Annotated in this window: 17 protein-coding genes and 2 tRNA genes; 14 read left to right on the plus strand and 5 right to left on the minus strand. The window is 62.6% G+C overall.

All coding sequences use genetic code 11. From position 1 onward, the window contains the following. Window positions 1-112: 112 nt before the first annotated feature. Entirely contained in the window at window positions 113-868 is a 756-nt protein-coding gene (locus tag H281_RS0103605) for a TetR/AcrR family transcriptional regulator (RefSeq protein WP_027804263.1), read from the minus strand. Window positions 869-1,312: 444 nt separating this feature from the next. Here H281_RS0103605 and H281_RS0103610 point away from each other — a divergent pair, with 444 nt between their 5' ends. Genes H281_RS0103610 through H281_RS0103620 form a run of 3 tightly spaced genes read left to right on the plus strand, consistent with a single transcriptional unit; the run spans window position 1,313 to window position 7,145 of the window. Then, window positions 1,313-2,491, plus strand: a complete 1,179-nt coding sequence (locus H281_RS0103610) for an efflux RND transporter periplasmic adaptor subunit (RefSeq protein ID WP_020065721.1) — start codon at window positions 1,313-1,315, stop codon at window positions 2,489-2,491. Further along, window positions 2,488-5,679, plus strand: a complete 3,192-nt coding sequence (locus tag H281_RS0103615) for an efflux RND transporter permease subunit (RefSeq protein WP_020065722.1) — start codon at window positions 2,488-2,490, stop codon at window positions 5,677-5,679. The genes H281_RS0103610 and H281_RS0103615 overlap by 4 nt, the downstream gene beginning before the upstream one ends. A 2-nt stretch (window positions 5,680-5,681) precedes the next feature. After that, window positions 5,682-7,145: an efflux transporter outer membrane subunit gene (locus H281_RS0103620; RefSeq protein ID WP_020065723.1), complete on the plus strand. Its 1,464-nt coding sequence runs from the start codon at window positions 5,682-5,684 to the stop codon at window positions 7,143-7,145. 181 nt (window positions 7,146-7,326) lie between these two features. On the opposite strand, the gene H281_RS0103630 is transcribed toward H281_RS0103620, so the two are convergent. Beyond that, the gene (locus H281_RS0103630) at window positions 7,327-8,082 is read right to left on the minus strand and encodes a TetR/AcrR family transcriptional regulator (RefSeq protein WP_020065724.1); all 756 of its coding nucleotides are present in this window, start codon (window positions 8,080-8,082) and stop codon (window positions 7,327-7,329) included. 438 nt (window positions 8,083-8,520) lie between these two features. Here H281_RS0103630 and H281_RS0103635 point away from each other — a divergent pair, with 438 nt between their 5' ends. The 7 genes from H281_RS0103635 to H281_RS34295 all read left to right on the plus strand — a co-directional run bounded on the left by H281_RS0103635 (window position 8,521) and on the right by H281_RS34295 (window position 18,198). Continuing rightward, complete coding sequence (locus tag H281_RS0103635; RefSeq protein WP_020065725.1) at window positions 8,521-9,591, plus strand: VOC family protein; 1,071 nt, start codon at window positions 8,521-8,523, stop codon at window positions 9,589-9,591. Between the two features lie 35 nt (window positions 9,592-9,626). Continuing rightward, window positions 9,627-10,583 carry a fumarylacetoacetate hydrolase family protein gene (locus tag H281_RS0103640; RefSeq protein ID WP_020065726.1) on the plus strand — a complete coding sequence of 319 codons (957 nt, stop codon included), beginning with the start codon at window positions 9,627-9,629 and terminating at the stop codon, window positions 10,581-10,583. Then, entirely contained in the window at window positions 10,580-12,499 is a 1,920-nt protein-coding gene (locus H281_RS34290) for an acyl-CoA synthetase (RefSeq protein WP_020065727.1), read from the plus strand. The genes H281_RS0103640 and H281_RS34290 overlap by 4 nt, the downstream gene beginning before the upstream one ends. Before the next feature lie 192 nt (window positions 12,500-12,691). Then, complete coding sequence (locus H281_RS0103650) at window positions 12,692-13,429, plus strand: OmpW/AlkL family protein (protein ID WP_020065728.1); 738 nt, start codon at window positions 12,692-12,694, stop codon at window positions 13,427-13,429. Window positions 13,430-13,480: 51 nt separating this feature from the next. Beyond that, entirely contained in the window at window positions 13,481-16,459 is a 2,979-nt protein-coding gene (locus H281_RS0103655) for a molybdopterin-dependent oxidoreductase (protein WP_020065729.1), read from the plus strand. A 10-nt stretch (window positions 16,460-16,469) separates the two neighbouring features. Then, window positions 16,470-17,333 (plus strand): 4Fe-4S dicluster domain-containing protein, encoded by an 864-nt coding sequence (locus H281_RS0103660; RefSeq protein WP_020065730.1) that lies wholly within the window; start codon window positions 16,470-16,472, stop codon window positions 17,331-17,333. 205 nt (window positions 17,334-17,538) lie between these two features. After that, window positions 17,539-18,198 carry a TetR/AcrR family transcriptional regulator gene (locus tag H281_RS34295; RefSeq protein ID WP_020065731.1) on the plus strand — a complete coding sequence of 220 codons (660 nt, stop codon included), beginning with the start codon at window positions 17,539-17,541 and terminating at the stop codon, window positions 18,196-18,198. A 166-nt stretch (window positions 18,199-18,364) separates the two neighbouring features. On the opposite strand, the gene H281_RS0103670 is transcribed toward H281_RS34295, so the two are convergent. Next, a tRNA-Leu gene (locus tag H281_RS0103670) sits at window positions 18,365-18,451 on the minus strand. A gap of 212 nt (window positions 18,452-18,663) precedes the next feature. Further along, window positions 18,664-18,750: transfer RNA gene (locus tag H281_RS0103675), tRNA-Leu, on the minus strand. A 305-nt stretch (window positions 18,751-19,055) separates the two neighbouring features. On the opposite strand from H281_RS0103675, the gene rnr reads away from it, so the two are divergent. The 3 genes from rnr to rpiA all read left to right on the plus strand — a co-directional run bounded on the left by rnr (window position 19,056) and on the right by rpiA (window position 23,256). Further along, window positions 19,056-21,557, plus strand: coding sequence for a ribonuclease R (gene rnr / locus H281_RS0103680; RefSeq protein ID WP_020065732.1), 2,502 nt, complete (start codon window positions 19,056-19,058; stop codon window positions 21,555-21,557). Between the two features lie 195 nt (window positions 21,558-21,752). Then, window positions 21,753-22,496, plus strand: coding sequence for a 23S rRNA (guanosine(2251)-2'-O)-methyltransferase RlmB (rlmB, locus tag H281_RS0103685; RefSeq protein ID WP_020065733.1), 744 nt, complete (start codon window positions 21,753-21,755; stop codon window positions 22,494-22,496). Window positions 22,497-22,560: 64 nt separating this feature from the next. Then, window positions 22,561-23,256 (plus strand): ribose-5-phosphate isomerase RpiA, encoded by a 696-nt coding sequence (gene rpiA, locus H281_RS0103690; protein WP_020065734.1) that lies wholly within the window; start codon window positions 22,561-22,563, stop codon window positions 23,254-23,256. Window positions 23,257-23,319: 63 nt separating this feature from the next. Here rpiA and H281_RS0103695 read toward each other — a convergent pair whose 3' ends face one another. After that, on the minus strand, window positions 23,320-24,648 hold the full coding sequence (locus H281_RS0103695; RefSeq protein ID WP_020065735.1) for a glycosyltransferase: 1,329 nt from the start codon (window positions 24,646-24,648) through the stop codon (window positions 23,320-23,322). Between the two features lie 167 nt (window positions 24,649-24,815). On the opposite strand from H281_RS0103695, the gene H281_RS0103700 reads away from it, so the two are divergent. Next, window positions 24,816-26,033, plus strand: a complete 1,218-nt coding sequence (locus H281_RS0103700) for a glycosyltransferase family 4 protein (protein WP_020065736.1) — start codon at window positions 24,816-24,818, stop codon at window positions 26,031-26,033. The last annotated feature ends 97 nt before the right edge of the window (window positions 26,034-26,130 follow it).

The raw sequence follows: 26,130 nt of genomic DNA on the forward strand, positions 1-26,130 counted from the left end.
CGTCGGCTGCACGGCGGCTCAGTGCGTCCAGTTCGAGTAGCTGGGCGTCGCTGGTTGCCGCAGACGCACGCTGCCTGATCAGAAGAGAGTAAGAACACGGCCTGGCGGTTCCTCAAAAACATTGCTGGCTTTGGAGCGGCGCCGGCAGCGGACGCCGGGCAATCTTCTCCGCCTCCGCGCGTCCCAGGCCGAACGCCTGCAGGACGATGGCCGCCGTGTTCTCTGCGAGCTTCTCCTGTTTCGATCGAAGCGTTTTGCGCATACGAACCACACGTTTCGACGACGCGGCGGAATTGAGTTCGACGGCCACCCCTGCGAGCACCGTGCCGATGACGGAAATCACGCACATCAGCTCGTCGGCCACCACGAAGCGTTGCTCGGAAATGCCTCTCTCCGTATCGCGCAGCAGCCGCTGGCCGAGCCCTCGGCTGAGCGCGCGCATAGACAGGCCTTCGCGTATCAGCAGTTCTCCCCAGACCGGCTCGCGGCAAGCGCGCAAAAGCGTATGACGAATCGACACCGCGATCACTTCCGCGGGGTCCGACAAGCCGCTTGCGAGTCGATCCAGCGTATTGGCGAATTCCTCGAACAGCCATTCGACCAGCGCGGTGAAGATGCCTTCCTTCGAGTCGAAGTGGTTGTAGAAGGAGCCGAATCCCACATCGGCTGCGTCTGTGATTTCGCTGATCGTCACACCGTCCATTCCATTTTTCGCGATCAGTCCGAACGCGGCGTCGAGCAGACGGGCGCGGGTTTCGCTCTTGCGCCGGGCAAGACGCGGTGAATCTCCGGCGAGCGGTTTGCGCGCCGGAATCGGGACCATGACTGCTTGTCGCCGGCTCGCGCGCGGGTTGGAGCCATCAGACATTGTTGCCTCCTCGGTCATTGTCTGTTCCGATTTTAGATTCATACGTCATGGTTGACAACATTATCAGTTATGGGTCTAATCTCATCCGTGCGGCTGACATGCGGAAACGTGGGCTAGCAGGACTGAACGAGCAGGGTGGATACAGCGGCGGCGTCTCAGGCGTTGACGGACACCAGGCCGGAATCCGCAGATACCGTGCATAGCAACGCGTGCGCTTACGCAATCGCGCGGCTCCGTCAATGCTGATCTGCAACACACATGTGTTGCGTGCCAGGTTCGATAGCCGGCCAGAAACCGGTGCCATCGTTTGCCGCGGCGCTCGAGAGGATCAGTAGCGCATCAGAGGGCTTTCCTGTTTTCGCGCCAATGGCAACGCGTGCTTCCGGGCACGGCGGCCTTTCATCAGCGCGGACGACTTTTCTACCTGGACTCACCACCTGTCTTGTGAACATCGTGAAACATTCCGTTCCTGTCGCGCTGAAGCGGGCGCGTTCGTTGTTACCTTCCATCATCCGGTCGACGCATCGGGCGCCCGTCATCCTCATGGCGTGCAGCGCAATCCTTCTTTCCGCATGTCATCAACGCGAGGTCGTGGCGCCCGCGGCCAAGCCGGTCGTTGCACGTGTGGTTCGCCCCGACGGACGCATCCCGGGCGAGTCGCTGCCCGCGCAGGTAGAGGCGCGCTATTCCACGACGCTTTCGTTTCGCGTCGGCGGCAAGATCACTGAGCGGCGAGTGCGTATCGGCGATACCGTCAAGGCGGGACAGACGGTGGCGCTGCTCGACCCAACCGATCTGCAGAACAACCTTGTCAGCGCGCGAGCGCAGCTCGACGCCGCAGAACATCGCCTCGTGTTTGCCAAACAGCAGCTCGACCGCGACGAGGCGCAGGCGCACGCGAACCTGATTGCGCCCGCACAGCTCGAACAGACCCAGGACGCCTACGCGACCGCGCTGGCGCAGCGCAATTCCTCGCTGGCGCAGATGGCGCTCGCCGCCGATCACCTGCGCTATGCAACGCTTGCCGCGGATCACGACGGCGTGGTGACTTCCGAAGATGCCAACACCGGGCAGAACGTGCAGGCCACGCAGGCCGTGTATCACATCGACTGGACGGGTGATGTGGATATCGTCTGCGATGCCCCGGAGCGCGTGGTCAACTCGCTGAAGGCCGGCAGCAAGGCGCGTGTGACGCTGCCCGCGTTGCCGGGCAAGTCGTTCGAGGCGAGCGTGCGCGAAGTGTCGGCCGCCGCCGATCAGGAAAGCCGCACCTGGCGGGTCAAGCTGACGCTCGCGGCAGCGAGCCCGGAAGTGCGCCTTGGCATGACGGCCAATGTCGCGTTCGATTCGGTTCAGGGCAACGCAGTTGGACAGACCTTCACGCTGCCGGTGACTGCGCTTTTCCATCGTGGCGAGAATCCCGCGGTGTGGGTCGTGCGTAGCGGAAGCGACACGCTCGAGTTGCGCCCGGTCACGATCCAGCGATACGAAGAACGTACGGTGTCGATCGGTTCGGGCCTGCATGACGGCGAACGCGTGATCCTGCAAGGCGTGCACGCCGTGAGTTCGGGGCAGCATGTGCAAGTCGTGCCGCCGCTGCATCCGGAGGACTTCCCGTCATGAACGCACGCGACCATGAGAACGGGCCGGACATGCCGCCCGTGAATGCTTCCGACAAAGAGACCGCCGACACAGGCGGTTTCAATCTCTCCTCCTGGGCACTGCGTCACCAGCAGCTCGTGATCTTCCTGATCGGACTGGCGACGCTCTTCGGCGTGATCGGCTATACGCGCCTCGCGCAATCGGAAGATCCGCCATTCACGTTTCGCACGATGGTCATTCAGACCTACTGGCCGGGCGCGACCGCCCGCGATGTGCAGGAGCAGATCACGGATCGTATCGGCCGCCAGTTGCAGGCGGCGCCGTATGTGGACAACATCAAGAGCTACTCGCGCCCCGGCGAGTCGATGATTTTCTTCGCGATGAAGGACTCGGCGCCCGTCAAGGAAGTGCCCGAGACCTGGTACCAGGTTCGCAAGAAGGTGGGCGATATCCGGGCAACGCTGCCGAAGGGTACGGTCGGGCCATTCTTTAACGACGAGTTCGGCGACGTCTACACCAACATCTACGCGCTCGAGGGCGACGGCTTCACGCCCGCGCAGCTGCACGACTACGCCGACAAGCTGCGCACGGTGCTGCTGCGCGTGCCCGGCGTGGCGAAGGTCGATTACTTCGGCGATCCCGACCAGCACATTTTCGTCGAGGTCTCGAATGCGCAGCTCACGCGGCTTTCGATCACGCCGCAGCAACTGGCTCAAGCCATCGACGCGCAGAATACCGTCGCGCCCGTCGGCACGGTCACCACGGCTGATGACCGCGTGTTCGTGCGGCCAAGCGGCGCGATCAAGGACGAGCAGGCGTTGGCGGACGTGCTAATCACGATCAACAAGCGCACGTTCCGGCTCGGCGACATCGCCACCATCAGGCGCGGCTATGACGATCCGCCCGTGACGCAGATGCGCGTCGGCGGACAGGCGGTGCTCGGCATTGGCGTGACGATGCAAAAGGGCGGCGACGTCATCGACTTGGGCAAGGCGCTCGACGCAAAGGCGTCCGAACTGCAGGCCACGCTGCCCGCGGGTCTGAAGCTCGCCCCCGTTTCGAGCATGCCGCATGCGGTCAAGCACTCGGTCGACGAGTTCGTGCGCTCGGTCGGCGAGGCTGTGGCGATCGTGCTCGTCGTGAGTCTCGTTTCGCTCGGCCTGCGAACGGGCATGGTGGTCGTGATCACCATTCCGATCGTGCTCGCGGTGACGGCGCTATGCATGCATCTGTTCGGTATCGGCCTCGACAAGGTGTCGCTCGGCACGCTCGTGCTCGCGCTCGGCCTGCTCGTCGACGACGCGATCATCGCGGTCGAAATGATGGCGGTGAAACTGGAGCAGGGCTGGAGCCGCACGCGCGCCGCGGCGTTTGCCTACACCAGCACCGCATTTCCGATGCTGACCGGCACGCTCGTGACCGTCTGCGGTTTCCTGCCGATCGCACTCGCGAAATCGAGCACGGGCGAGTACACGCGCTCCATTTTCGAAGTGTCGGCAATCGCGCTCGTCGTTTCGTGGTTCGCGGCAGTCGTGCTGGTGCCGCTGCTGGGTTTCCACATGTTGCCGGAGCGCAAGGGTCATGCGGGCAGCGGTCATGGGCACCAGCACGGGCACGAGCATGAGCACGATGTGTACAACACCGGCTTCTACAAGCGTCTGGCAGGCTGGGTGACGTGGTGCATCGAGCGGCGCTGGGTCGTGCTCGGGGTGACCGCCGTGCTGTTTGCGATCGCCATGGGCGCATTCACGCGCGTGCCGCAGCAGTTTTTCCCGAACTCCGAGCGGCCTGAACTGCTCGTGGACCTGAGGTTGCCCGAAGGTGCTTCGTTCGAGGCAACGCTGCGTGAGGCGAAGCGCCTTGAGAAAGTGCTCGACGGCAAGGCGGAGATCCAGCATTTCGTCGATTTTGTCGGCACGGGCGCGCCGCGCTTCTATCTGCCGCTCGACCAGCAGCTTCAGCAGCCGAACTTCGCGCAATTCGTGATTACGGCCCGGGACGTCGAAACGCGTGAGGAGCTGATGCACTGGCTCGACACGAAACTCGAGAAAGAATTCTCCGGTGTTCGTACCCGTGTTGCACGACTCGAGAACGGGCCGCCCGTGGGCTTCCCGATCAAGTTCCGCGTGAGCGGCGACGACATCGCGACGGTGCGCTCGCTCGCCGAGACGGTCGCGGAGAAGGTCCGTGGCGACTCGCGCACGCGCAACGTCCAGTTCGACTGGGACGAACCGGCCGAACGCTCCATCTCGTTCGAGATCGACCAGAACAGGGCGCGCCAGTTGGGCGTGAGTTCGGAAGACGTATCGAGCTTTCTCGCCATGACGCTATCGGGATATACGGTCACGCAGTATCGCGAGCGCGACAAGCTGATCAACGTGGATCTGCGCGCGCCGAAGAGCGAGCGCGTCGATCCGGCAAAGCTCACGAGCCTCGCGATTCCGACACCGAATGGCCCAGTGCCGCTCGGCTCGCTGGGTCATGTACGCGATACGCTGGAGTACGGCGTGATCTGGGAACGCGACCGGCAGCCGACCATTACGGTGCAGGCCGATGTACGCGGCGACGCACAGGGCATCGACGTCACGCGCGACATCGACCACGCACTGACCTCGGTGCGCGCCACGCTGCCTGTCGGCTATCGGATCGACGTGGGCGGTGCGGTCGAAGAAAGCGTGAAGGGGCAAACGTCGATCAATGCGGAAATGCCGCTGATGATCATTGCGGTGCTCACGCTGCTGATGATTCAGCTCAAGAACTTTGCGCGGACGTTCATCGTGGTGCTGACGGCGCCGCTGGGTCTGATCGGCGTGGTGACTGCGCTGCTGCTGTTCGGCAAGCCATTCGGATTCGTCGCGCTGCTCGGCGTGATCGCGATGTTCGGCATCATCATGCGCAACTCGGTGATCCTGGTCGATCAGATCGATCAGGACATCGCGGCGGGGCATGCGCGCTTCGACGCCATCATCGGCGCAACGGTGCGGCGCTTCAGGCCGATCATGCTGACGGCGGCCGCCGCCGTGCTCGCGCTGATTCCGCTGCTTCGCTCGGGCTTCTTCGGACCCATGGCAACCGCGCTGATGGGCGGCATCACGATCGCCACGGTGCTGACCGTGTTCTTTCTGCCGGCGCTGTACGCGACGTGCTTCAGGGTCCGCCATGACGAGCGCGGCACGCAACCGGTCGTCGTCGAGCATACGGAGGTTTGATCATGAGCTTCAACCACAGGACATTGGTGCTGGCGGTGGCTGCGGCACTCGCTGTGAGCGCGTGCTCGTTCGGGCCGGGCGGCGAGCCGCCGGCCATGCCTTCGCCCGAGCATTACGGCGCGCAGGCGCAGCCTTCGAAGACAGTGGCGGCGGGCGGCGTTACGCAGACTTTCGATGTAGGCGCGACCTCAGCGCCGCAATGGTGGCGCCTCTATCGCTCCGATGCGCTCGACGCTCTCGTCGACGAGGGCTTGCGCAACAGTCCTACGCTCGCGGCGGCACAGCGCACGCTCGCGTCGGCGCAACAGCAACTGCGGGCGCAGATTGGCGAGACGACGCTTCCGTCGATCGACGGTGTCGCACAGGTCCAGCGCGCCCGGTCACCGGTCGTGCCCGGACTGGGTCCCGAGCAGGTGCAATACAACTTCTTTGCCGGTCAGCTTGCGGCGCACTACACCTTCGACCTGTTCGGGCAGACCCGTTACATGAACTCGGCAAGCGCGGCTCGCGTGAACGTACAGGCGTATGAGCTGGAAGCGTCGCGGCGTGCGCTGGCCGCGAACATCGTGGGTGCTTCGATCAATGTCGCGGCGCTCGACCGGCAGATCGCGCTCACCGAACGGCTCGTTGCCGTATCCAACGACACGGCAAGCGACGATCAGCAGCGCTATGCGCTCGGCTCGGTCTCGCGCGTGCAGGCGCTTGGGTCGAAACAGGATGCCGCGTCGGTCGCGGCGACTTTGCCAGCGCTGCGTCAGCAGCGCGCGTCTGCGATTCATGCACTCGCTGTGCTGCTCGGCCGTACGCCCGACAACCCGCCGAGCGTGCCGGCACTCGACACGCTGTCGCTGCCCGAACATGTGCCCGTGGCCGTGCCTTCGGACCTGCTGCGTGCGCGTCCTGACATTCAGGCCGCTGACGCCGCCGTCAAGGCTGCAGCCGCCGATGTCGGCTCTGCAACGGCGCAGATGTTCCCGAGCCTGTCGCTGACCGCCTCGATGGGCCGCGGCGGCTTTAGCTGGCCGGCGCTGCTTTCGGGCGCGGGCGGCCTATGGGCAATCGGCGCCAGCCTGTCGCAGCCGATCTTCCATGGCGGCGCGCTCGTTGCACAGCGCCGCGCGTCGATCGATGCCTACGACGCCTCAGTGCTGCACTACAAGGCGACGGTGCTTTCCGCGTTCCAGGACGTGGCGAATTCGCTGGCCGCACTCGACAACGATGCGCAGACGCTGACGTCGAACGAAGTAGCCGCTCAGGCCGCGCGCGCGGCATTCGACGACACCGCGTCGCGCCATCGTATGGGGTCGTTGCCTGCCACGGCGCAGTACGCGAGCGAAGCGCGCTATCTGAACGCGCAAATGGGCGCGGTGCGGGCGGCCAGCCAGCGCATGAGCGACACCGCGGCGCTTTTCCAGGCGATGGGCGAGCTGCCAGTGAACCAGCAGACGGCGGCGTCGGGGCAATGACGAGTGAAAACGGGGAAGGCGGCGCTGGCATGTCCCCGTTTGTCCGATAGCGCTGCAACGATCGCCGACCAATCCGTCCTGCGCGGCGAGAATTAAAGCAGCTCCGCGAGCTGCGTATCACGCTCGATGAGCGTGGTGCGAGCGGCACCGGGGGTGACATTCCGGGTGGCAGTCATCCCTCTCACTGCTCCTCTGCGGCCTCGTCCACGACGGGCAGCGGACGCGCCGCGATCTTTTCCGCCTCCGCGCGCTTCAGACCCAGCGTTTGCAGCAGCATGGCCGCCGTGCGCTCGGGAAAATGCTCGCCGCTAAAGCCGAGTTCTGCGAGCACTGCCGGTGCGGTTGCGCCCGGTGCGGCAAAGTTCAGATCGGCTGCAATCACTGAGAGGACCGTGCCTCCCACTGCCAGAAACGCGACAAACGGATCTGCGACGATGAAACGCTTCGCAGCGATGCCGTTGCCTATGTCGCGCAGCAGTCGCTGGCCCAGCCCGCGGCTCACGACACGAGCGGAGAACCCTTCGCGAATCAGGAAACGTCCCCAAACCGGGTCGCGCCGTGCGCGCAGCACCGTATGGCGCACCGAGACCGAGACCACTTCGGCCGGATCGGAAATGCCGCCCGCGAGACGATCGAGCGTGTCCGCAAATTCCTCGAACACGTTGTCGATCAGCGTTGCGTAGATCGCCTCTTTTGACTCGAAGTGGTTGTAAAACGAGCCGAAGCCGACGTCTGCCGCCTCGGTGATCTCGTTGATTGCCACGCCCTCCATGCCTTTTTCGGCCATCAACCTGAGCGCCGCATCCAGCAGCCGCGCGCGTGTCTCACGTTTGCGGCGCGCGCCGCGAGGCTCGCGTTCTTCGACGGCGGGAGCCGGCGAGACCGGCGCCTTACGCGCCGGACGCTGGGTTGTCCGGCGATTTGTCGTGTTCGTCATGTTCAATCCTGATCTGGTTATGTCCACAGTATAGATTCGAACGTCTACATTGACAAAACGATCAGCGATGAGTTTAATGTCATCAACGGCGCAACGGCCGGTCTAACGAAAACAGATGGAGTGACTGTGGAGACAGCAACCCGAAAGGGTGTCGCGCCGACCGGCCGGCACTACCTTATTCTTCCGCACATGGCGGCGTCGTCATGCGTCGTTCATGCCGTGGCGGCGAAATGCCCGCCAGCGGAGACAGCGATTGCCCGGCGACCCGTGAGCCGTCGCGTGACAGGTCTGTTCCGCTGCTGTCCAGGCACCTCTCAGATTCACGGTTCCGTCGGCAACCTCGGTGGGCGCCGACATCTTCCACCGTATGCGAGCGCTGCCGGTTCGCCGGCTTTCGAAGCCGCATCGGTCACTACGATCGCCTGATCACATCCCGCCATGAAAATCACTACCGCACAGCCTGCTCGTCACGCCAACCCGACGGCGAAAGCAACGGCATTGAGTTATCTGATGTTGGAGCGGCCAGACCTCGAGCAGGCCGAACGATTCCTCAACGACTTCGGGCTCCTAACCGTGTCGCGGGACGAAGCACTTCTGCTTCTTCGCGGTACCGGTGCTTCGCATTTCTGCTATGCGGTGCGCAAGGCGCAGAAAGCTCGCTTTGCCGGTTTCGGTTTGCAGGTCGGCAGCCTGGCGGAACTCGATGCATTGGCCAACCTGCCGGGCGCGTCCCAGGTGCAAGCGTCTGCGCTCGTGGGCGGCGGTTACGTCGTTCAGCTAACCGATCCGTCGGGTTTCCGAGTCGATGCGATATGGGGCCAGTCGCCAGCGGAGGCTTTGCCCCATCGGCAGCCGTTGTCTTTCAATTCCGTCGATGCGGCAGTCCGCATCAACGATACACAGCGGCCGCCCGAACAGCCGCCGGAGGTCATCCGGCTCGGGCATGTCGTGCTCGAACTCGCCGACTATCAGGAAACCTGTGCGTGGTACACGCGCCACTTCGGCCTCATTCCGAGCGACATACAGGTGCTTCCCGACGGTTCGCCCGCAGTTGCATTCCTGCGGCTGGATCTCGGTGACGAGCCGGCCGATCATCACACGCTTGCACTCGCACAGGGCTTCGTGGCGACCTACAGCCATAGTGCCTACGAAGTCGTGGACGCCGACGCGGTCGGTATGGGTCAACGCGTTCTGCGCGACAAAGGCTGGACGCACGCGTGGGGCATCGGCCGCCATATTCTCGGCAGCCAGATATTCGACTACTGGCAGGACCCATGGGGCGACAAGCATGAGCACTACTGCGACGGCGATCTGTTCACGTCCGCCGCGCCAACTGGCATTCATGCCGTGAGCCGCGAGGCGATGGCTCAGTGGGGTCCCACGATGCCACGCAGTTTCACGAGGCCCCGATTCACTCCCGCGAGCATTGCCGCATTGATTTCGAATTTGCGACGCTGCCCAGATCTCACGCTGAGCAAGCTGAGGACGCTGGCCAGAATTTTCGCGTGACACCACACCTTTTATTTGAATCCGGAGATCGACCTATGCCAGTTCACGTTCTGCATTACCTGCATGAGGGCCGCGCACATTGGGGCGTCGTGGCCGATGGCGCTATTACGCCCATCCCCGGTGAGTTCAAGTCCACCGCGGAGTTCATCGAGGCCAATCCTGTCGAGCAGTTGCTGTACCTCGACGGCCAGAAGATCTCGGAGTCCGACGTGCAGTGGCTCTCGCCTGTTACGGCCGATCAGCAGTTCATCTGCCAGGGCGCCAATTACCGTCAGCATATGATCGAGTCCGGCTTGGACCCCGATGTGAAGAAATTCAACATGATCTTCACGAAGGCGTCTAGCTGTATCGTTGCCGCCGATTCCCGGTTGGTAAAGCCCAAAGAGGTGCAGTTTCTCGACTACGAGATCGAACTGGGCCTTGTTCTCAAGCGCAACGTCACAACCCGCCAAACGGTTACCGACGAGAATCTCCACGACTTCGTCGCGGGCATCGTCATTGTCAACGACTATTCGGCGCGCGATATCCAGATTCCGCAAATGCAGTTTTACAAGGGCAAGAGCTACCGTACGTTTGGCCCTGTCGGTCCATACCTCTGTCTGCTTCAACAGCAGGACTTTCCCAAGCTGAAGGAGCTCAAGCTGACGCTGACTGTGAACGGCGCGGTTCGCCAGAGCGATTCGACGGCGGGACTCGTCTACGGTCCGGCGGAGACTTTGACTGAACTCTCCGGAGTGCATGACCTGTACGCAGGCGACCTGCTCGCGACCGGGACGCCGTCCGGCTGCGCGCTCATCGTTCCATCGCCCGAGAAGCAGCGCGCCGCGGCGCAACTTCCAGAAGCGGAAAAGTGGCGCATGTTCCTCAAGATGCAGTCCGAGCGGCCGCAGTATCTCAGCATGGGAGACGTGGTGGAAGCGCGTATCGCCAGCCCCGACGGTTCGATCGACCTCGGGGTGCAGCGTAACCTGGTCGTCGCAGAGGCAGCATGAAAGGCGTCGCCAACCTACAGGATGTTCTTGCTATCGAAGCGCAAGGACAGCCGGCCGATCTGCCGTCAACCACCTACGAGATGATCTGCCGGGGCGCCGCGATCGATCCATCGGCACCGGCGCTTTCGTATTTCGCAACTGCCGACGATTACGCGAACGCGAAGCACTGGACGTACAGCGAACTGCTGCGCGATATTACGCGCACGGCGAACATGCTGTCGCGCCTCGGCGTACAGCGCGCCACCGTCGTCGCCTATGTGCTGCCCAATTTGCCCGAGACGCATTGTGTGATCTGGGGCGGCGAGGCGGTGGGGATAGTCTGTGCGATCAACCCGATGCTCGAGGGCGAGGCGATCGGTCAATTGCTGAAGGCGTCGGGCGCTGCCGTGCTTGTCACGCTGGCACCGTTCCCAGGCACTGACGTCTGGCAGAAGGTGAAGCCGGTTCTGCATAAGGTGCCTTCGCTCAGGCATGTCGTGCTCGTCGATCTCGCCGGCGAATGCTCGCAGCAGCACGAACCTGTCGGCGAGAGTCGCGCCGTGACCTCGCAGATTGAGTTTCACGATTTCGCGACGGCAGTTGCGCGCGAGTCGGGCGAGGCGCTTTGCACCGCGCATCAGATGAATGCGGACGACGTGTCCTCCTATTTCTGCACGGGTGGCACGACCGGGTTGCCCAAGATCGCGATGCGCCGACACGGCAACGAAGTGGCCAACGCATGGAGCGCCGGCCGGTTCCTTGGGGAAAGCGTCGGACCCGGGAAGACGATCTTCTGCGGACTACCGCTCTTTCACGTCAACGCCGTGACGGTGACGGGTCTGCTGCCATTTTCGCGCGGCGCGCATGTCGTGCTCGGTACTGCACAGGGTTATCGGGGCGAGGGCGTCGTCAAGCGTTTCTGGGAAATCGTCGAGCACTACCGGATCAACTTTTTCAGCGGCGTGCCGACCCTCTATGGTTCACTGATGGAGGTTCCAGTCGAAGGCCGGGATATCGGCTCACTCGAATACGCACTATGCGGCGCCGCGCCCATGCCAGTTGAGTTGCTCCGCGCATTTCAGGCTCGCACGGGAATAAGAATTCTCGAAGGTTACGGTCTCACTGAAGGCAGTTGCGTCAGCAGCGTCAACCCGCCGCTCGGCGAACGCCGGGCCGGCTCGATCGGTCTGCGTCTGCCCGGTCAGGCGATGAAAGCAGTGGTGGTCGACGAAGCCGGAAGCTACGTCCGGGACTGCGCTGCAAATGAAGTCGGACAGTTGCTGATCTCCGGCCCGAATGTATTCGTCGGCTATGCGAGAGCAGAACAGAACAGCGGCATCTGGATGGATACGGGAGACGGCGGCCGTTGGCTTAACACGGGCGACCTCGGCCGTTGTGACGCCGACGGTTACTTCTGGCTCACCGGCCGCAAGAAAGAGCTGATTATCCGGGGTGGACACAACATCGATCCCGCGGCAATCGAAGAACCGCTGCATCGTCATCCGGCGGTACGCCTCGCCGCCGCAGTGGGCCGCCCGGATACACACGCAGGCGAGCTGCCCGTCGCCTATGTTGAAATGAAGCGGGGCATGAGTGCAACAGAAGCGGAATTGTTCGATTTCCTGCGTGGCGAGATTCAGGAGCGCGCAGCGCTGCCGAAGGCGATCCGCATTGTCGACTCCATGCCGTTGACCGCTGTGGGCAAGATTTTCAAGCCCTCGCTCAAACGGCGCGAGACGGTAGACGCAGTTGATTGCGCTCTTGCAGCGGTCGGCATCGAAGGCGCGAGCATTAGCGTCGTTGAAGACGCAACAACGGCTCTTGCGCTGCGCGTTGAACTGCCCGATCTCGCGCTTGAGGCTTTGGCCGCCTCGGCACTCGCACGCTTTCCGTTCGCCATTTCGTTTTCTTGTGTGCGCCAGCAGCAGGAGCGATGAAGCCGCCGTAGCAGGGACGCGACGATAGGGCATCGCCGCCCGCAACGACGTTTGCGTGCATTGCCTTTTCATCGCACGTGCAACGACTCAATTAATTTAGTACGACTATTAAAAAGTGAAAAGAATGCCTCACTAATGGCATGGACAAGCCCAATTCGTAACAGTTGCGGCAACTGGAGACAGGAGAAAACAATGATGAAGCAGAGGAGAACCGGCATTGCCGGAGCGGTGGCTTGCGTCTGCGGGATCGCGCTGACTGATGCGGCCCACGCGCAGAGCGCAGGCAGCTTGACGCTGTCGCTCGGATGGTTGCATGTGGCGCCACAAGGCCACGCAACGCCACTCACGGTCGAGAGCGTCGGCGGGCAGCCAGTGAATCAGACGCTCACAGGCACGGGGGCGCATGCATCGACGTCGGATACGGTGGGGATCACAACCGAATACTACGTGACGGACAACATCGGCGTTGCGGCGCTTCTGGGTTTTCCAGTGAAAGTCGATCTGATTGGGGAGGGGACGCTCGCGAAGTACGGCAATCTCGGCACGACGAAGCCCATGCCGCCGGCGATTGAACTTCGCTATCACCTGTTTTCGGCCGGCTCGGCGTTCCGGCCATTCGTAGGGCTCGGCGTGAACTACACGTGGTTCACACAGGTACGGGCTACTAACAAAGCGTTCGTCGAAGGAAGCTTTGGACCCGGCGGATCGGCGCACGCGACGCTTAGTTCGTCGTGGAATCCGGTATTCGAGCTAGGCGCAAGTTACGCGCTCACAAAGCACTGGTCTGTTGGAAGCAACGTCAACTACATGCCGGTCAAGACCAACCTGACCTTGCACGGGCAGACCGCCACGGGAACCCAGGTCGTGTCGAAATCCACGCTCAGGCTGGATCCCGTCAGCGTTTTCGTGAACGTGGCGTACACGTTCTAGCGAAAGTCCGCCCGCTGCGCTTCCAACACAAAGCTCACATAGGATCGAATGATGAAACGACAGGTCCTCAAGACCATTCTTTTAGCGCTGCCCAAAGTTCTCGAACTGACGGCGCGCCGCTTTCCGGCTTATCGACATCGTTTGAAAGAGCACGACCTGGTCGCCTCGATCGGACTGATGGATGAAAGCATGGGGCGCGCAATCCAGATCAAGAACGGGCGAGTCTGTTCTCTTGCAGACAGGCGCCGAAAGCCGGACGTACGCATCGCATTCAAGGATGTCGCCACCGCGCTCAAATTCCTCTCTCCACGTCCCGATCAGGCCGAGATCGTGCATGCAGCGAAGAATTTCAAGGTCGTGACGGAAGGCGACGACGAACTGCTGGTTTGGCTCATGCAAACACTGAGCATGATGCAAACCGTCAGCCTGCCGATGGGTACGCCGATGCGCGATGGCACGCGGCGCTATGCGACCTGCACGAATGGCGGGCCGTTGTTCGTCTATGTAAAGGATGGCCGCATCGTCCGGGTCACGCCGATAGACCTGGATCGCTCCGATGCAGCAAGCTGGGAGATCGAGGCGCGCGGACGCCGTTTCAGCCCGCCGCGACGAGGCATGGTCGCGCCGCATGCATTGGCGATCAAGTCACTCGTCTACTCGGACAAGCGCATTCTCCACCCGATGAAGCGGGTCGACTTCGACCCTGACGGCGAGCGCAATCCGCAAAACCGCGGCACGTCCGGCTATATGCCGATCAGTTGGGACGAGGCTCTCGACATCGTCTCGCGGGAGATCAACCGGCAAAAGCGCGTTCATGGTCCCGGTTCGATCACGTTTCCGATGTCTTCCCATCACCAATGGGGCAATGTCGGCTACTACCTGAGCGCGCTGACCCGCTTTGCGAACCTGATCGGGTTCACCCGCGTGGCCGCGAATCCGGACAGTTGGGAGGGATGGTATTGGGGGGCGATGCATCACTTCGGCAACTCGATGCGGGTCGGCGTGCCGTCCGGCTACGGCGGCGTCGAAGATTGCCTGAAGGAAGCAGAAATGATCGTGTTCTGGTCTTGCGACCCGGAGAGCACCAATGGCGCATACGCCGGGTTCGAAGGAACGGCGAGGCGCCTGTGGGCGAAGGAGCTTGGTATCGAGTTCGTGCACATCGATCCGCACTGCAACCCGACCGCCCAACTGTTCGGCGGACGGTGGATTCCCGTGCGACCGCAAACCGATGCGGCGCTGGCTACTGCCATCATGCACGTATGGGCCGTGGAAGGCTTATATGACGAAGACTACGTTGCCACGCGCACGACCGGCTTCGACGAATGGCGTGCCTATCTGCTCGGCGAATCCGACGGTGTGCCGAAGACGCCGGAATGGCAGGAGCCGGAAACCGGCGTTCCTGCAAAAGACGTTCGCGCGCTCGCGCGGCGGTGGGGGAACAGGAAGGTCTATCTCGCCGTCGGCATGACAGGGGCGGGATTTGGCGGTGCCGCACGCGGCGCCACGGGCGCGCAATGGGCGCGCTGCATGGTCATGATGATGGCGATGCAAGGCTGGGGTAAGCCGGGCGTCAATTTCGGCTGCCTGGAGATCGGGGTCCCGCACGATCTGCAGTTCTACTTTCCTGGCTATGCGGACGGCGGCATGTCCGGCGACCTGGCCTGGACCGCGAACGCGGTGAACAACTACCAGCGCATGCCGCACATTCTTACCATGAATCCGGTCAAGCAGATGGTGCCCCGCCAGCAACTGCCCGACGCGATCATCAACGGCCATGCGACCGGATATCTATGGGACGGCATTTCTCAGGAAGCGCAGTTTGCGCCGTTCAGTTACCCGATGCCCGGTTACTCGCCCATCCACATGATTTACCGATATGGCGGCTCTGCCTTCAGCACGGTGACCCGATCCGGACGGTGGGCCGAGGCTTACCGGCACCCGAGCATCGAGTTCGTGGTGAACCAGTCGATCTGGATGGAAGGCGAGGCGCAGTTCGCCGACATCATCCTGCCCGCGTGCACGTCGCTTGAGCGATGGGACATCGGCGAATGGTCGAATTCCGGCGGCTACGCACATCATGGTTTCAGCACGGTCAATCATCGCATCATGACCATGCAGCACAAATGCATCGAGCCACTGGGCGAGTCGCGCTCCGACTACGACATTTTCACTGCCATCTTGAGCCGGCTCGGCCTCGGCGGCGTGTTCACCGAGGGATGCAGCGAACTCGACTGGGTCAAGCGCGTGTTCGAATCGTCGGATTTGCCCGATCACGTTTCGTGGCGAGATTTCTGCCGCAAAGGCTATTTCGTCGTGCCACCCGAGAAAGCGGAATTACGCCAGCCGCCGGATATGCGCTGGTTCGCGCAGGGGCGTCGCAAGGACTTGCAGGAACCGCATCCGCTGCCGTCGCAGCATGCCGAAAGATTCGGCATGGGACTGCAAACGCCGAGCGGAAAGTTCGAGTTCATTCCCGAACTGCTCAAGCGCCATACCGCGGACAACCCTGAGCGGCCGCCGCTGAACCGCTATATCCCGTCGTGGGAAGGACTGCGCTCGGACCTGGCTCACCGGTACCCATTGCAGCTGATCGCCACGCACAGCCGTTATAGCTTTCATACGCATTGTGACGGCAAGAATTCGTCCATCAACAGTGTCGAGGATCATCGCGCGCTCATCGGCGGTCACCGTTTCTGGCTCCTCAGGTTGAGCGCGGCCGATGCGGCGATGCGATGCATCGGTCATCGCGATCTCGTCAAGGTCTACAACGACCGCGGAGCCGTGATCTGCGCGGCCGACGTTTCACCGCTGGTCACCGCAGGGGTCGTCAAGTCATATGAGGCGAGCGCCGAGTTTCAATTGATCGAGGTCGACGGCGAGCGCGTCGAAATTGGTGGCTGCATGAATATGCTGACACCCGACCGGCCCCAAACGGCAGGAACGAGCAGCATGAGCCCGAATTCATGCCTCGTACAGGTCGAAAAATGGCGAGGCGCCGAAGCGTTTCTGCTCGCCCGCGCAGCGTAAGGAGCACAGCGTGAAAAAATGGAATCTGATTATCAAGGTCGGACGTTGCGAGAACTGCCAGAACTGCGTCATCGCCGCGCGCGACGAGCACGTCGGCAACGACTTCCCCGGTTACGCCGCGCCCGCTGCGGCCGGCGCCGCGAGCCCCATCAGGATCTTGCGCCGTGTGCAGGGCCGCTCGCACATGGTCGACACGACCTACCTGCCCGTGATGTGCAATCACTGCGACGACGCGCCATGCGTGCGAGCGGGTGACGGCGCCGTTCGCAAACGTGCCGACGGCATCGTCATCATCGATCCTGACAAGGCGCGCGGGCGGAAAGATATCGTGAAGTCCTGCCCTTACAAGGCGATTGTGTGGAACGAGGAACTGCAACTGCCGCAGACATGGATCTTCGACGCCCACCTGCTCGACGGGGGTTGGCAACGTCCCAGATGTGAACAGTCATGCCCGACCGGCGTGTTCGAAACGGTCAAGCTGGACGACGCAAAGATGGCGGAAAAAGCGAGGCAAGAAGGGCTGAAGGTTTTGCAACCGCGCCTCGGCACACAACCTCGCGTGTGGTACAGCGGCCTTGAGCGCTGGGAAAGCTGCTTTATCGGCGGAAGCGTGAGTGCCGAGGTGAAAGGCATCGTCGAGTGTGTGGCCGATGCCGTGGTTGTGCTGTACGCGCGTGGCGAGAAGATTGCCGAAACGGTGTCGGACGCGTTCGGCGATTTCCGGTTCCTGGGCCTCGCAAAGGACAGCGGCCTCTACCGGGTGGAGATAGTTCACGCGCTCGGCAAGGCGTCGCGTGAATGTGAACTGGGCGAAAGCGTCTACCTCGGCGACGTCAACGTCGCGCAGGCGGCGACCGCAGCCGAGCCCGCGTAACGTCAGGACGAACGTGCTTGCCGGGACGGTTCGCTATTTCCGTTCCGGTTTCATAGATTGACTATATAGTCAGTTATGATTTTAATATGCAAATACGACCGGTGCGCCGCTCGGTGCACAGGTAGAGTTGTCGAGCAAACCGCCATCTGACACGTTCGCTGAGGCTCGGCGAGTCCAGACGGCAACGTCACCGGTGAGCTATGCGATGAAGCACGAACGCCTGACGCACGCGCGGAGAAAACAGCAGACGCGAGAGCGTCTGTTCGAGGCTGCGCGGAGCGTTTTCCTTGAAAAGGGTTTGGCCGCGACGAGCGTAGAGGACATCGTCAAGGCGGCGGGTTATACGCGCGGCGCCTTCTACTCCAATTTCCACTGCAAAGAGGAGCTACTTCTAGAACTGCTCCGGCGCGATGTCGACGAGGCAAGTGCGCGTCTGCAGTCCATGGTCGCGGAGCGGGGCGACGATATGAGCTCGCGCGCGATTGCGTATTACAGCCGCTGCTTTCTGCCAAGCGATTCCTTTCCGCTATGGCTGGAGGCGCATCTCATTGCGCGCCGCGACAGCGCATTCCGGGAGCGCGTGAATGCGCTCCGCCACGAACAACTGGAAGAAGTCAGCGCCTATTTGCGAGCGAATGTCGGGCATGGCGGCTGCGAGCTGCCTTTGCCGCAGGACGCCGTCGCGTTGACGCTGATGAGCCTGTGCAATGGCTTGCACTTCTTGAAGATATGCACGCCGCAGGCAGTCGGCGAAGAGGCGATTCAATCCCAGGTCGGCGAGCTTATTTCAGATGCGCTGCGGCAACTGTCAACGGAAAAACGCCAGGACGTGAAGTGCACCGGCGTAACAGCGTCGTACGTCTGAGCCATTGAGCGTGGCCGACCGTCTTTATTAACGAGCGTGATATCGGGGTAGGGCAAAAATCTTCGGCGTCAGTTGAACGCAACGGATCTATAGACGACAAAAAACCCCGTAAGACGTTGACCTTACGGGGTTTCTCGAACTACTGCGGCTTGCGCCGGAACAACTGTGGTGCCCAGGAGAGGACTCGAACCTCCACGGTGTTGCCACCGCTAGGACCTGAACCTAGTGCGTCTACCAATTCCGCCACCTGGGCACGTCTTCAAGCTAGAACGCTATTTTAGCGGGCTGATGCAGCGTGTCAATCCCCGCTATAAACAAACTTCGCTTTTACAACTACGAGCAATGCATTGAATGCCGGCGACCGGTAATCAGACTGCATGACCATCAAACCAAACGCTTTGCACAAAACGCTTTTCACAAAAACTAAAGCCGCCCATACAACATGGCGGCTTTAGTTTTGAATCCTGGTGCCCAAGAGAGGACTCGAACCTCCACAGTGTTGCCACCGCTAGGACCTGAACCTAGTGCGTCTACCAATTTCGCCACCTGGGCAGGTGATGAACAGCAAAGACCGCCATTATAGCGGCAGGATGGAGCCTGTCAAGCGTTTCTCAAAACTTGCTTAAACAACCCGCCGACGACGCTGCGCGGGCTTCCTGGCGACTATTGACGGCCCGCGTGGCGCGCCGCACGGGTGTTAGAATGCCTCGCAGTAGTTCGTTGGCACGGTGCACAAGCCCGTCGGACTCAGCCTTGAACGAGCCGGACCCGAGACAGTCTTTTTAGTGCAACGGCAGGCGCGGATCATGCGCGCTGCAAACGCTTCTTAAGCCGAGCCACATCGCCGACCGACGTCCATGCAACGAGAAAAAATCATCGACAAGCCCTTGAGCAAATTTCCGTATCCGATTCCGAGCCGCGAGGAAATCCTCGGCGTCCTGCGTACGAGCGAAGCGCCGCTCGCCGCCAACGACATCGCCGAAGCCTTGTCGATCAAGCGCCAGGAGCGCGAGGGATTCTTCAAGCGCCTCGGCGCGATGGAGCGCGACGGCCAGATCCGGCTCGATCAGCGCAATTTGTATCAACTGACTCATCCGTCGAACTTCGTCGCAGGGCGCGTTCAAGGCCATCGCGACGGCTACGGCTTCCTGATTCGCGACGACGGCCAGGACGACCTGTTCCTGCCCACCGCCGAAATGCAGAAGGTCATGCACAACGATCGCGTACTCGCGCGCATCGTCGGCTATGACCGGCGTGGCCGGCCGGAAGGGCATATCGTCGAAGTCACTGACCGCGCGAACAAGCGCGTCATTGGCCGCCTGCTGAATGAGAACGGCGCGCTGATCGTCGCGCCCGAAGACAAGCGCATTGGCCACGACATCCTGATCACGCAGAACACCAAGAAGGCCAAGGTCGGTCAGGTGGTGGTCGTTGAGCTGACCGATTTTCCGAGTCGTCATTCGCAGCCGCTCGGCCGCGTGGCCGAAGTGCTCGGCGATATCGACGACCCCGGCATGGAAATCGAAATCGCCGTGCGCAAGTACGGCGTGCCGCACGAGTTCAGCCCCGACGCGCTTGCCGAAGCCTCGAAACTTCCCGATGAAGTCCGACCGGCCGACGTGCGTCACCGCGTCGACCTGCGCGACGTGCCGCTCGTCACGATCGACGGCGAAGACGCGCGCGACTTCGACGACGCCGTCTATTGCGAGCCGGTCAAGGTAGGCCGCGGCGATGGTTTCCGCCTGATCGTCGCGATCGCGGACGTCTCGCACTACGTGCATCCGAAGAGCGGGCTCGACGCGGACGCGATCGAACGCAGCACCTCCGTTTATTTCCCGCGCCGCGTCATTCCCATGCTGCCGGAAAAACTGTCGAACGGTTTGTGCTCGCTGAATCCGAGCGTCGACCGTTGCGTGCTGGTGTGCGACATGATCGTCACCGCGCGCGGCGAAGTGAAGGCGTATCAGTTCTATCCCGGCGTGATGCATTCGGCCGCACGTCTGACTTATACCGAAGTCGCCGCGGTGCTGAAGAACACCAAGGGTCCGGAAGCCGCGCGCCGCGCCGCGCTGCTGCCGCAACTGCAGAATCTGTACGGCGTCTACAAGTCGCTATTCGCCGCGCGCCAGAAGCGCGGCGCGATCGACTTCGACACGACCGAGACGTACATCGTCTGCAATGCGCAGGGCAAGATCGAACAGATCGTGCCGCGTACCCGCAACGACGCGCATAAGCTGATCGAGGAATGCATGCTGGCCGCGAACGTCTGCGCCGCCGACTTCCTCAAGCGCAACAAGCATCCGGGTCTGTTCCGCGTGCACGCCGGGCCGACTGCGGAGAAGCTCGAAAATCTGCGCACGTTCCTGCGCGGCATGGGCCTCACGCTCGGCGGCGGCGACAAGCCGCATGCAAGCGACTACGCCGCGCTGATGGCGCAAATCCGCGAACGGCCCGACGCGCAGATGCTGCAAACCATGCTGCTGCGCTCGATGCAACAGGCCGTGTACAGCCCCGACAACATCGGCCACTTCGGTCTCGCCTACGAGGCGTATGCCCACTTCACGAGCCCGATCCGCCGTTATCCCGACCTGCTCACGCACCGCGCGATCTACGCGATCCTGCAGGGCCGCAAGTATCAGCCGGAGCCGCCGCAAGGCGTCACGCTGAATACGGCGCTGTCGCCGCGCGCACGCGCGATGCAGCAGGCCGACGAGGAAAAAAGCGGCCGCTCGCGCTCGAACAACGTGGCGATCTGGGAAGAACTGGGTCTGCATTGCTCGGCCAACGAACGCCGCGCCGACGAAGCGTCGCGCGACGTCGAGGCATGGCTCAAGTGCTATTTCATGCGCGACAAGCTCGGCGAAGAATATGGCGGCATGGTGAACGGTGTCACGTCGTTCGGCATTTTCGTGCAGCTCGACTCGCTTTTCATCGAAGGCCTCGTGCACGTCACCGAACTGGGCTCCGACTACTTCCAGTACGACGAGATCAAGAACGAACTGCGCGGCGAGCGCACGGGTATTCGCTACCGCCTGTCGGATCGCGTGCGCGTGCAGGTGAGCCGCGTGGATCTCGACGCGCGGAAGATCGACTTCCGTCTCGTGCGGGATACGCCGATCAAGCCGCATCCGGTGCGCGGCGCGGCGGCGGCCGACAAATCATCCGGCGAAAACGGCGGCGCGCGCGTGCGCGCGTTGCCGCCGGTCGAAGGCGGCAATGCGGCGGGCGCGCGTCGCAAGAAAGCGGCTCCCGCACAAAGCGCTGCCGTCAAGGAAGCACGCGCCGCGCGCGGTGCCGCGAAGAAGCACGGCGCGGCGCCCAAACCGGCGTCCAAGCCGACGGCGCGCAAGAAGCGCTAAAGCCGCCCTCATGGCTTGAACCGCGCGCAGCGGGTACGTCTTGACGTGCCGGTTGCGCGCGGTGTTCGTTTCATCTGCCTGGTTCAATCTGCGGTCAATCCCGGATTCACGCGCTGGCTGGATCGCGCACAGGCACATATATTCATCACAGCAGCGCGGCGATCCTGCCGGGCTCAATCAAAGGTTGTATCAGTCATGGCACGTCACAAGGTTCTATACGGTTTCCACGCAGTCACCGCGCGTATCAGGCACGACGCGTCCACCGTCGAAGATGTCTATTACGACGCCACGCGCAAGGACCGTCGCATGACCGAGTTTCTGCACGTGGCGAAAGAAGCGGGCGTGCGTCTCATCGCCGCCGACGAAACGCGCCTGTGGGGCCTCGCGCACACCGAGCGTCATCAGGGCGTCGTCGCGCGCGCGGGCGACATGCCGCTCGCGCAGAACCTGGCTGAATTGCTCGACGGCATCAACGGTTCGCCACTCATTCTGGTGCTGGACGGCGTGACGGACCCGCACAATCTGGGCGCCTGCCTGCGCGTGGCCGATGCTGCCGGCGCGCACGCGGTGATCGCGCCGCGTGACCGCGCCGTCGGCCTGAACGCGACAGCCGCAAAGGTCGCGAGCGGCGCCGCTGACACCGTGCCGTACATCACCGTGACGAACCTCGCACGGGCGTTGCGCGAACTGAAGGACGCCGGCGTGTGGGTCGTCGGCACGGCCGGCGAGGCCAGCAAGAGCCTGTACGAGACGGAGCTCGACGGTCCTGTTGCACTCGTGATGGGTGCCGAAGGCGAGGGCATGCGCCGTCTTACGCGCGATACCTGCGACGTCGTCATGCAGATTCCGATGGCCGGCACCGTGGAAAGCCTGAACGTATCCGTGGCGAGCGGCGTGTGTCTGTTCGAGGCGGTCAGGCAGCGGGCGGTGAAGAAGTAATTCCGGCCGGCCCGCGGCCTCCACTCCGGTAAACTAGTGTTTTTTACTGCTAGCCGGCATTCCCATGACTCAAGACGAACTCAAGCAACTGGTCGGCCAGGCCGCCGCCGACTACGTCCTCGCCAACGTGCCCGAAGGCTCGTTGATCGGCGTGGGCACAGGCTCCACCGCGAACTGCTTCATCGACGCGCTGGCCGCCAACAAGGCGCGCTATCGCGGCGCGGTGTCGAGTTCGCTTGCCACCACCGCGCGCCTGCAATCGCACGGCATCACGGTGCTCGATCTGAACGAAATCGATTCGCTGCCGGTTTATGTGGACGGCGCGGACGAGATCGACCACAGCGGCGCGATGATCAAAGGCGGCGGCGGTGCGCTGACGCGCGAGAAAATCGTCGCTTCGGTATCTGACGTATTCGTCTGTATCGCGGATGCGAGCAAACTCGTCGACACGCTGGGCAATTTTCCGCTGCCGATCGAAGTGGTGCCGATGGCACGCACCGCAATCGGCCGCCGCGTGACGGCGCTCGGCGGTGTGCCGGTGGTGCGCGTCACGAAAGAGGGCACGCCCTTCATCACCGACAACGGCAATGAGATCATCGACGTCAAAGGTCTGCGTATTAGCGACCCGCGCACGCTCGAAATGCATATCAACGCGTGGCCAGGCGTCGTCACGGTCGGACTCTTCGCGGCGCGCGGCGCAAATCTGTGTCTGCTCGGCACGGACACCGGCGTGCAAACCATCGAATACCGCAAGGACTGAGTCACGCGCGAGCCTGCTCACGCGGGCTCGCACGCATCCATCGTTTCAGCAGCGGCACGCGTTCTAGCGGCTCGCCTGAGTATTCGTTCTGTCACCGGGGCGCCGCATGGCGGCCGTCAACGCGTCCATCATTCGCTGCAAATACCGCTCCACCGAAAACTCCGCCTGCGCATCGGTCAGCGCCTGTTGCGCAAGGCGCTGTGCGAGCGCCGGATCCGCGCGCAACGCGACGATTGCCTCCGCGAGCGCCGCTGCATCGCCGGGCTTCACCAGCCAGCCGTTGCGGCCATGCCGCACGATCTCCGTTACGCCGCCTGCGGCCGCCGCGATCACCGGCCGGCCCGCCGCCATGCCCTCGACGATTACACGGCCAAAAGGCTCGGGTTCCGTGGACGTGTGCAAGATCACATTCATCGCTTTCATCCACGTGGGCACGTCGTCCTGAAAGCCCGCGAAATGCACGCGTTCGGCAATGCCGAGCGCGGCGGCCTGGTCGCGCAGACGCTGCGCATAGGCATCCTCACCAAATAGTGGTGCGCCGACCAGAACGAGGTGCGCATCGGGCAATCGCGCCAACGCCTCGAGCGCGATGTGCTGACCTTTCCACGGCGCGAGGCGGCCGAACAGACCGGCGAGCCATGCGTTCTCGGGCAAGCCGAGGCGCTGCCTGAGCGAGCCGATGTCGGTGCCATCCACGCGATCGAACGCGCTCGCGTCGATGCCGTTGTAGACGACCGGTACCGAGTCTGCGGCGAGACCTGTGAGCGCTGCAAGCGACCTCGCCGATGCCTGCGAATTGACGATCACGTGGTCGACCGCAAGCCGCACCGCCCACTTGATGACGCTCAGTTGCACCCGGCCGAAATGCTCGCGCGTGAGAATGTCGTGCTGATACCAGACCACAGGCTTGCGATACAGCACCTTGCCAAGCGCGCCCAGCACAAGCGCTTTTTGTGTGTTGACGAACAATACGTCGAACGCTCGCGCGCGTGCCGCAAGAGCGCGGACCTGCCGCACGATGCCCGGCAGCACGCGCAAGCAGTTCAAAGCCGACGCTTGCCGCGCGATGCCCGAGACCTTCGCGTCGTTCATCACTTGCACGCGGGCGCCGAGCGCTTCCAGACGCATTCGAAACGGACCGTCGGCAAGCAACACGACTTCGCTATGCGATCTGCAATGTTCTGCCAATTGCAGCAACGCGAACTCGGCCCCGCCGAGTTGGCCGCTTTGGTCGACAAAGAGCACGCGCGGCAATGCGCTCGTTTGCCTGACCGTGGGTGCCGACATGCCGGAGCCGACCGGCGCGGCAGGCGCTGCAACTGGATCGATGAACACCGGCGACACGAGCGGCAGCGGGGTAGCGATTGGAGAGGCGTCGAGCGGAGGGCGCATAGGAAGGCGAATTAATTGGTTTTTGTTCGTTCGCAAGAGGCGAATGGCGATGATTAATTATTCGCGTCCCGTCGCGCGTCGAATGTGTGCACGCGCACACGCAGCAAACGAAGCGCCACATACACTCGTTGTTAAGCCCAGAGGCGTTGACTGAGGATAAGGAGATCATGAGAGTTGCGATCGTGCACGACTGGCTCGTCGCACCCGGCGGCGCGGAGAAAGTACTCGAGCAGATCATCGAATGCTTTCCCGACGCGGATCTTTTCAGTCTCGTCGACTTTCTCGAAGACCGCCGGCCGTTGCGCGGCAAACCGGTCACTACCTCATTCATTCAATCCCTGCCGCTCGCGCGGCGCCGCTACCGCGCTTACTTGCCGTTGATGCCGCTCGCGGTCGAGCAGTTCGACCTCTCGGGCTACGACCTCATTATCACGAGTTCCTATGCGGTTGCGAAGGGTGTGCTCGTCGGACCCGACCAAACGCATGTGAGTTACGTGCATTCGCCGATGCGTTATGCGTGGGACCTGCAGCATCAGTATCTGCGCGAAGCGGGATTGACGCACGGCCCCAGGTCATGGCTCGTGCGCCTGCTGCTGCATTACCTGCGTGGCTGGGATTCGCACTCGGCGAATAGCGTGGACCGTCTTATCGCCAATTCGCAATTCGTGGCGCGCCGCATGATGAAAACGTACCGTCGCGACGCGGCCGTCATTCCGCCTCCCGTCGACGTGCAGCAGTTCGAGCTATGCACACGCAAGGAAGACTTTTATCTGACGGCCTCGCGAATGGTGCCGTACAAGCGCATCGACCTGATTGTCGAGACGTTCAGCGCAACGCCGCACCGCCAGTTGGTCGTGATCGGCGACGGCCCCGAAATGGCTGCGATTCGCGCCAAGGCCGGGCCGAATGTGACGATCCTCGGCTACCAGCCGGCCGGCGTGCTCAAGGACTATTTGCAGCGCGCGAAGGCGTTTGTCTTCGCTGCCGAAGAGGACTTCGGCATCGTTCCGCTCGAAGCACAAGCCTGCGGCACGCCGGTCATTGCGTTCGGCAAGGGCGGAGCGCTCGAAACAGTTGTGCCTGTCGGTGAAGCGCATCCTACAGGCGTTTATTTCGGACGACAGACTGTCGTGTCGATGCTCGATGCCATCGACCGTTTCGAGCGGCAGCGCGAGCAGATCACGCCAGCCGCTTGCCGTGCGAACGCGGAGCGGTTCTCGTCGGCTGTGTTTCGCCGCGCGTTCATGGCTGAGGTGACGCGCACGATCGCCGCGGCGGGCTTGCGCAGTGAGGCGGCGGTAGTGGAGAGAACTGGCGCCGATCTCATCGCCGACGAGGTTGGCTGGCCTGCCCAGCCGGCGTCGCGGAGCAGTTGGGGACGATGAGCCGAGGTTTTCGCGAGCTTCCTTGCTCGGCGATTCAAACCTGTTTCAGCAGGGGCAGCATATCGAACAAGCCGCCGGGCGATGCCACCCGAGCGGC

Origin of the sequence: Paraburkholderia caledonica (assembly GCF_000383275.1) — a bacterium.
GTDB classification, from domain to species: domain Bacteria; phylum Pseudomonadota; class Gammaproteobacteria; order Burkholderiales; family Burkholderiaceae; genus Paraburkholderia; species Paraburkholderia caledonica.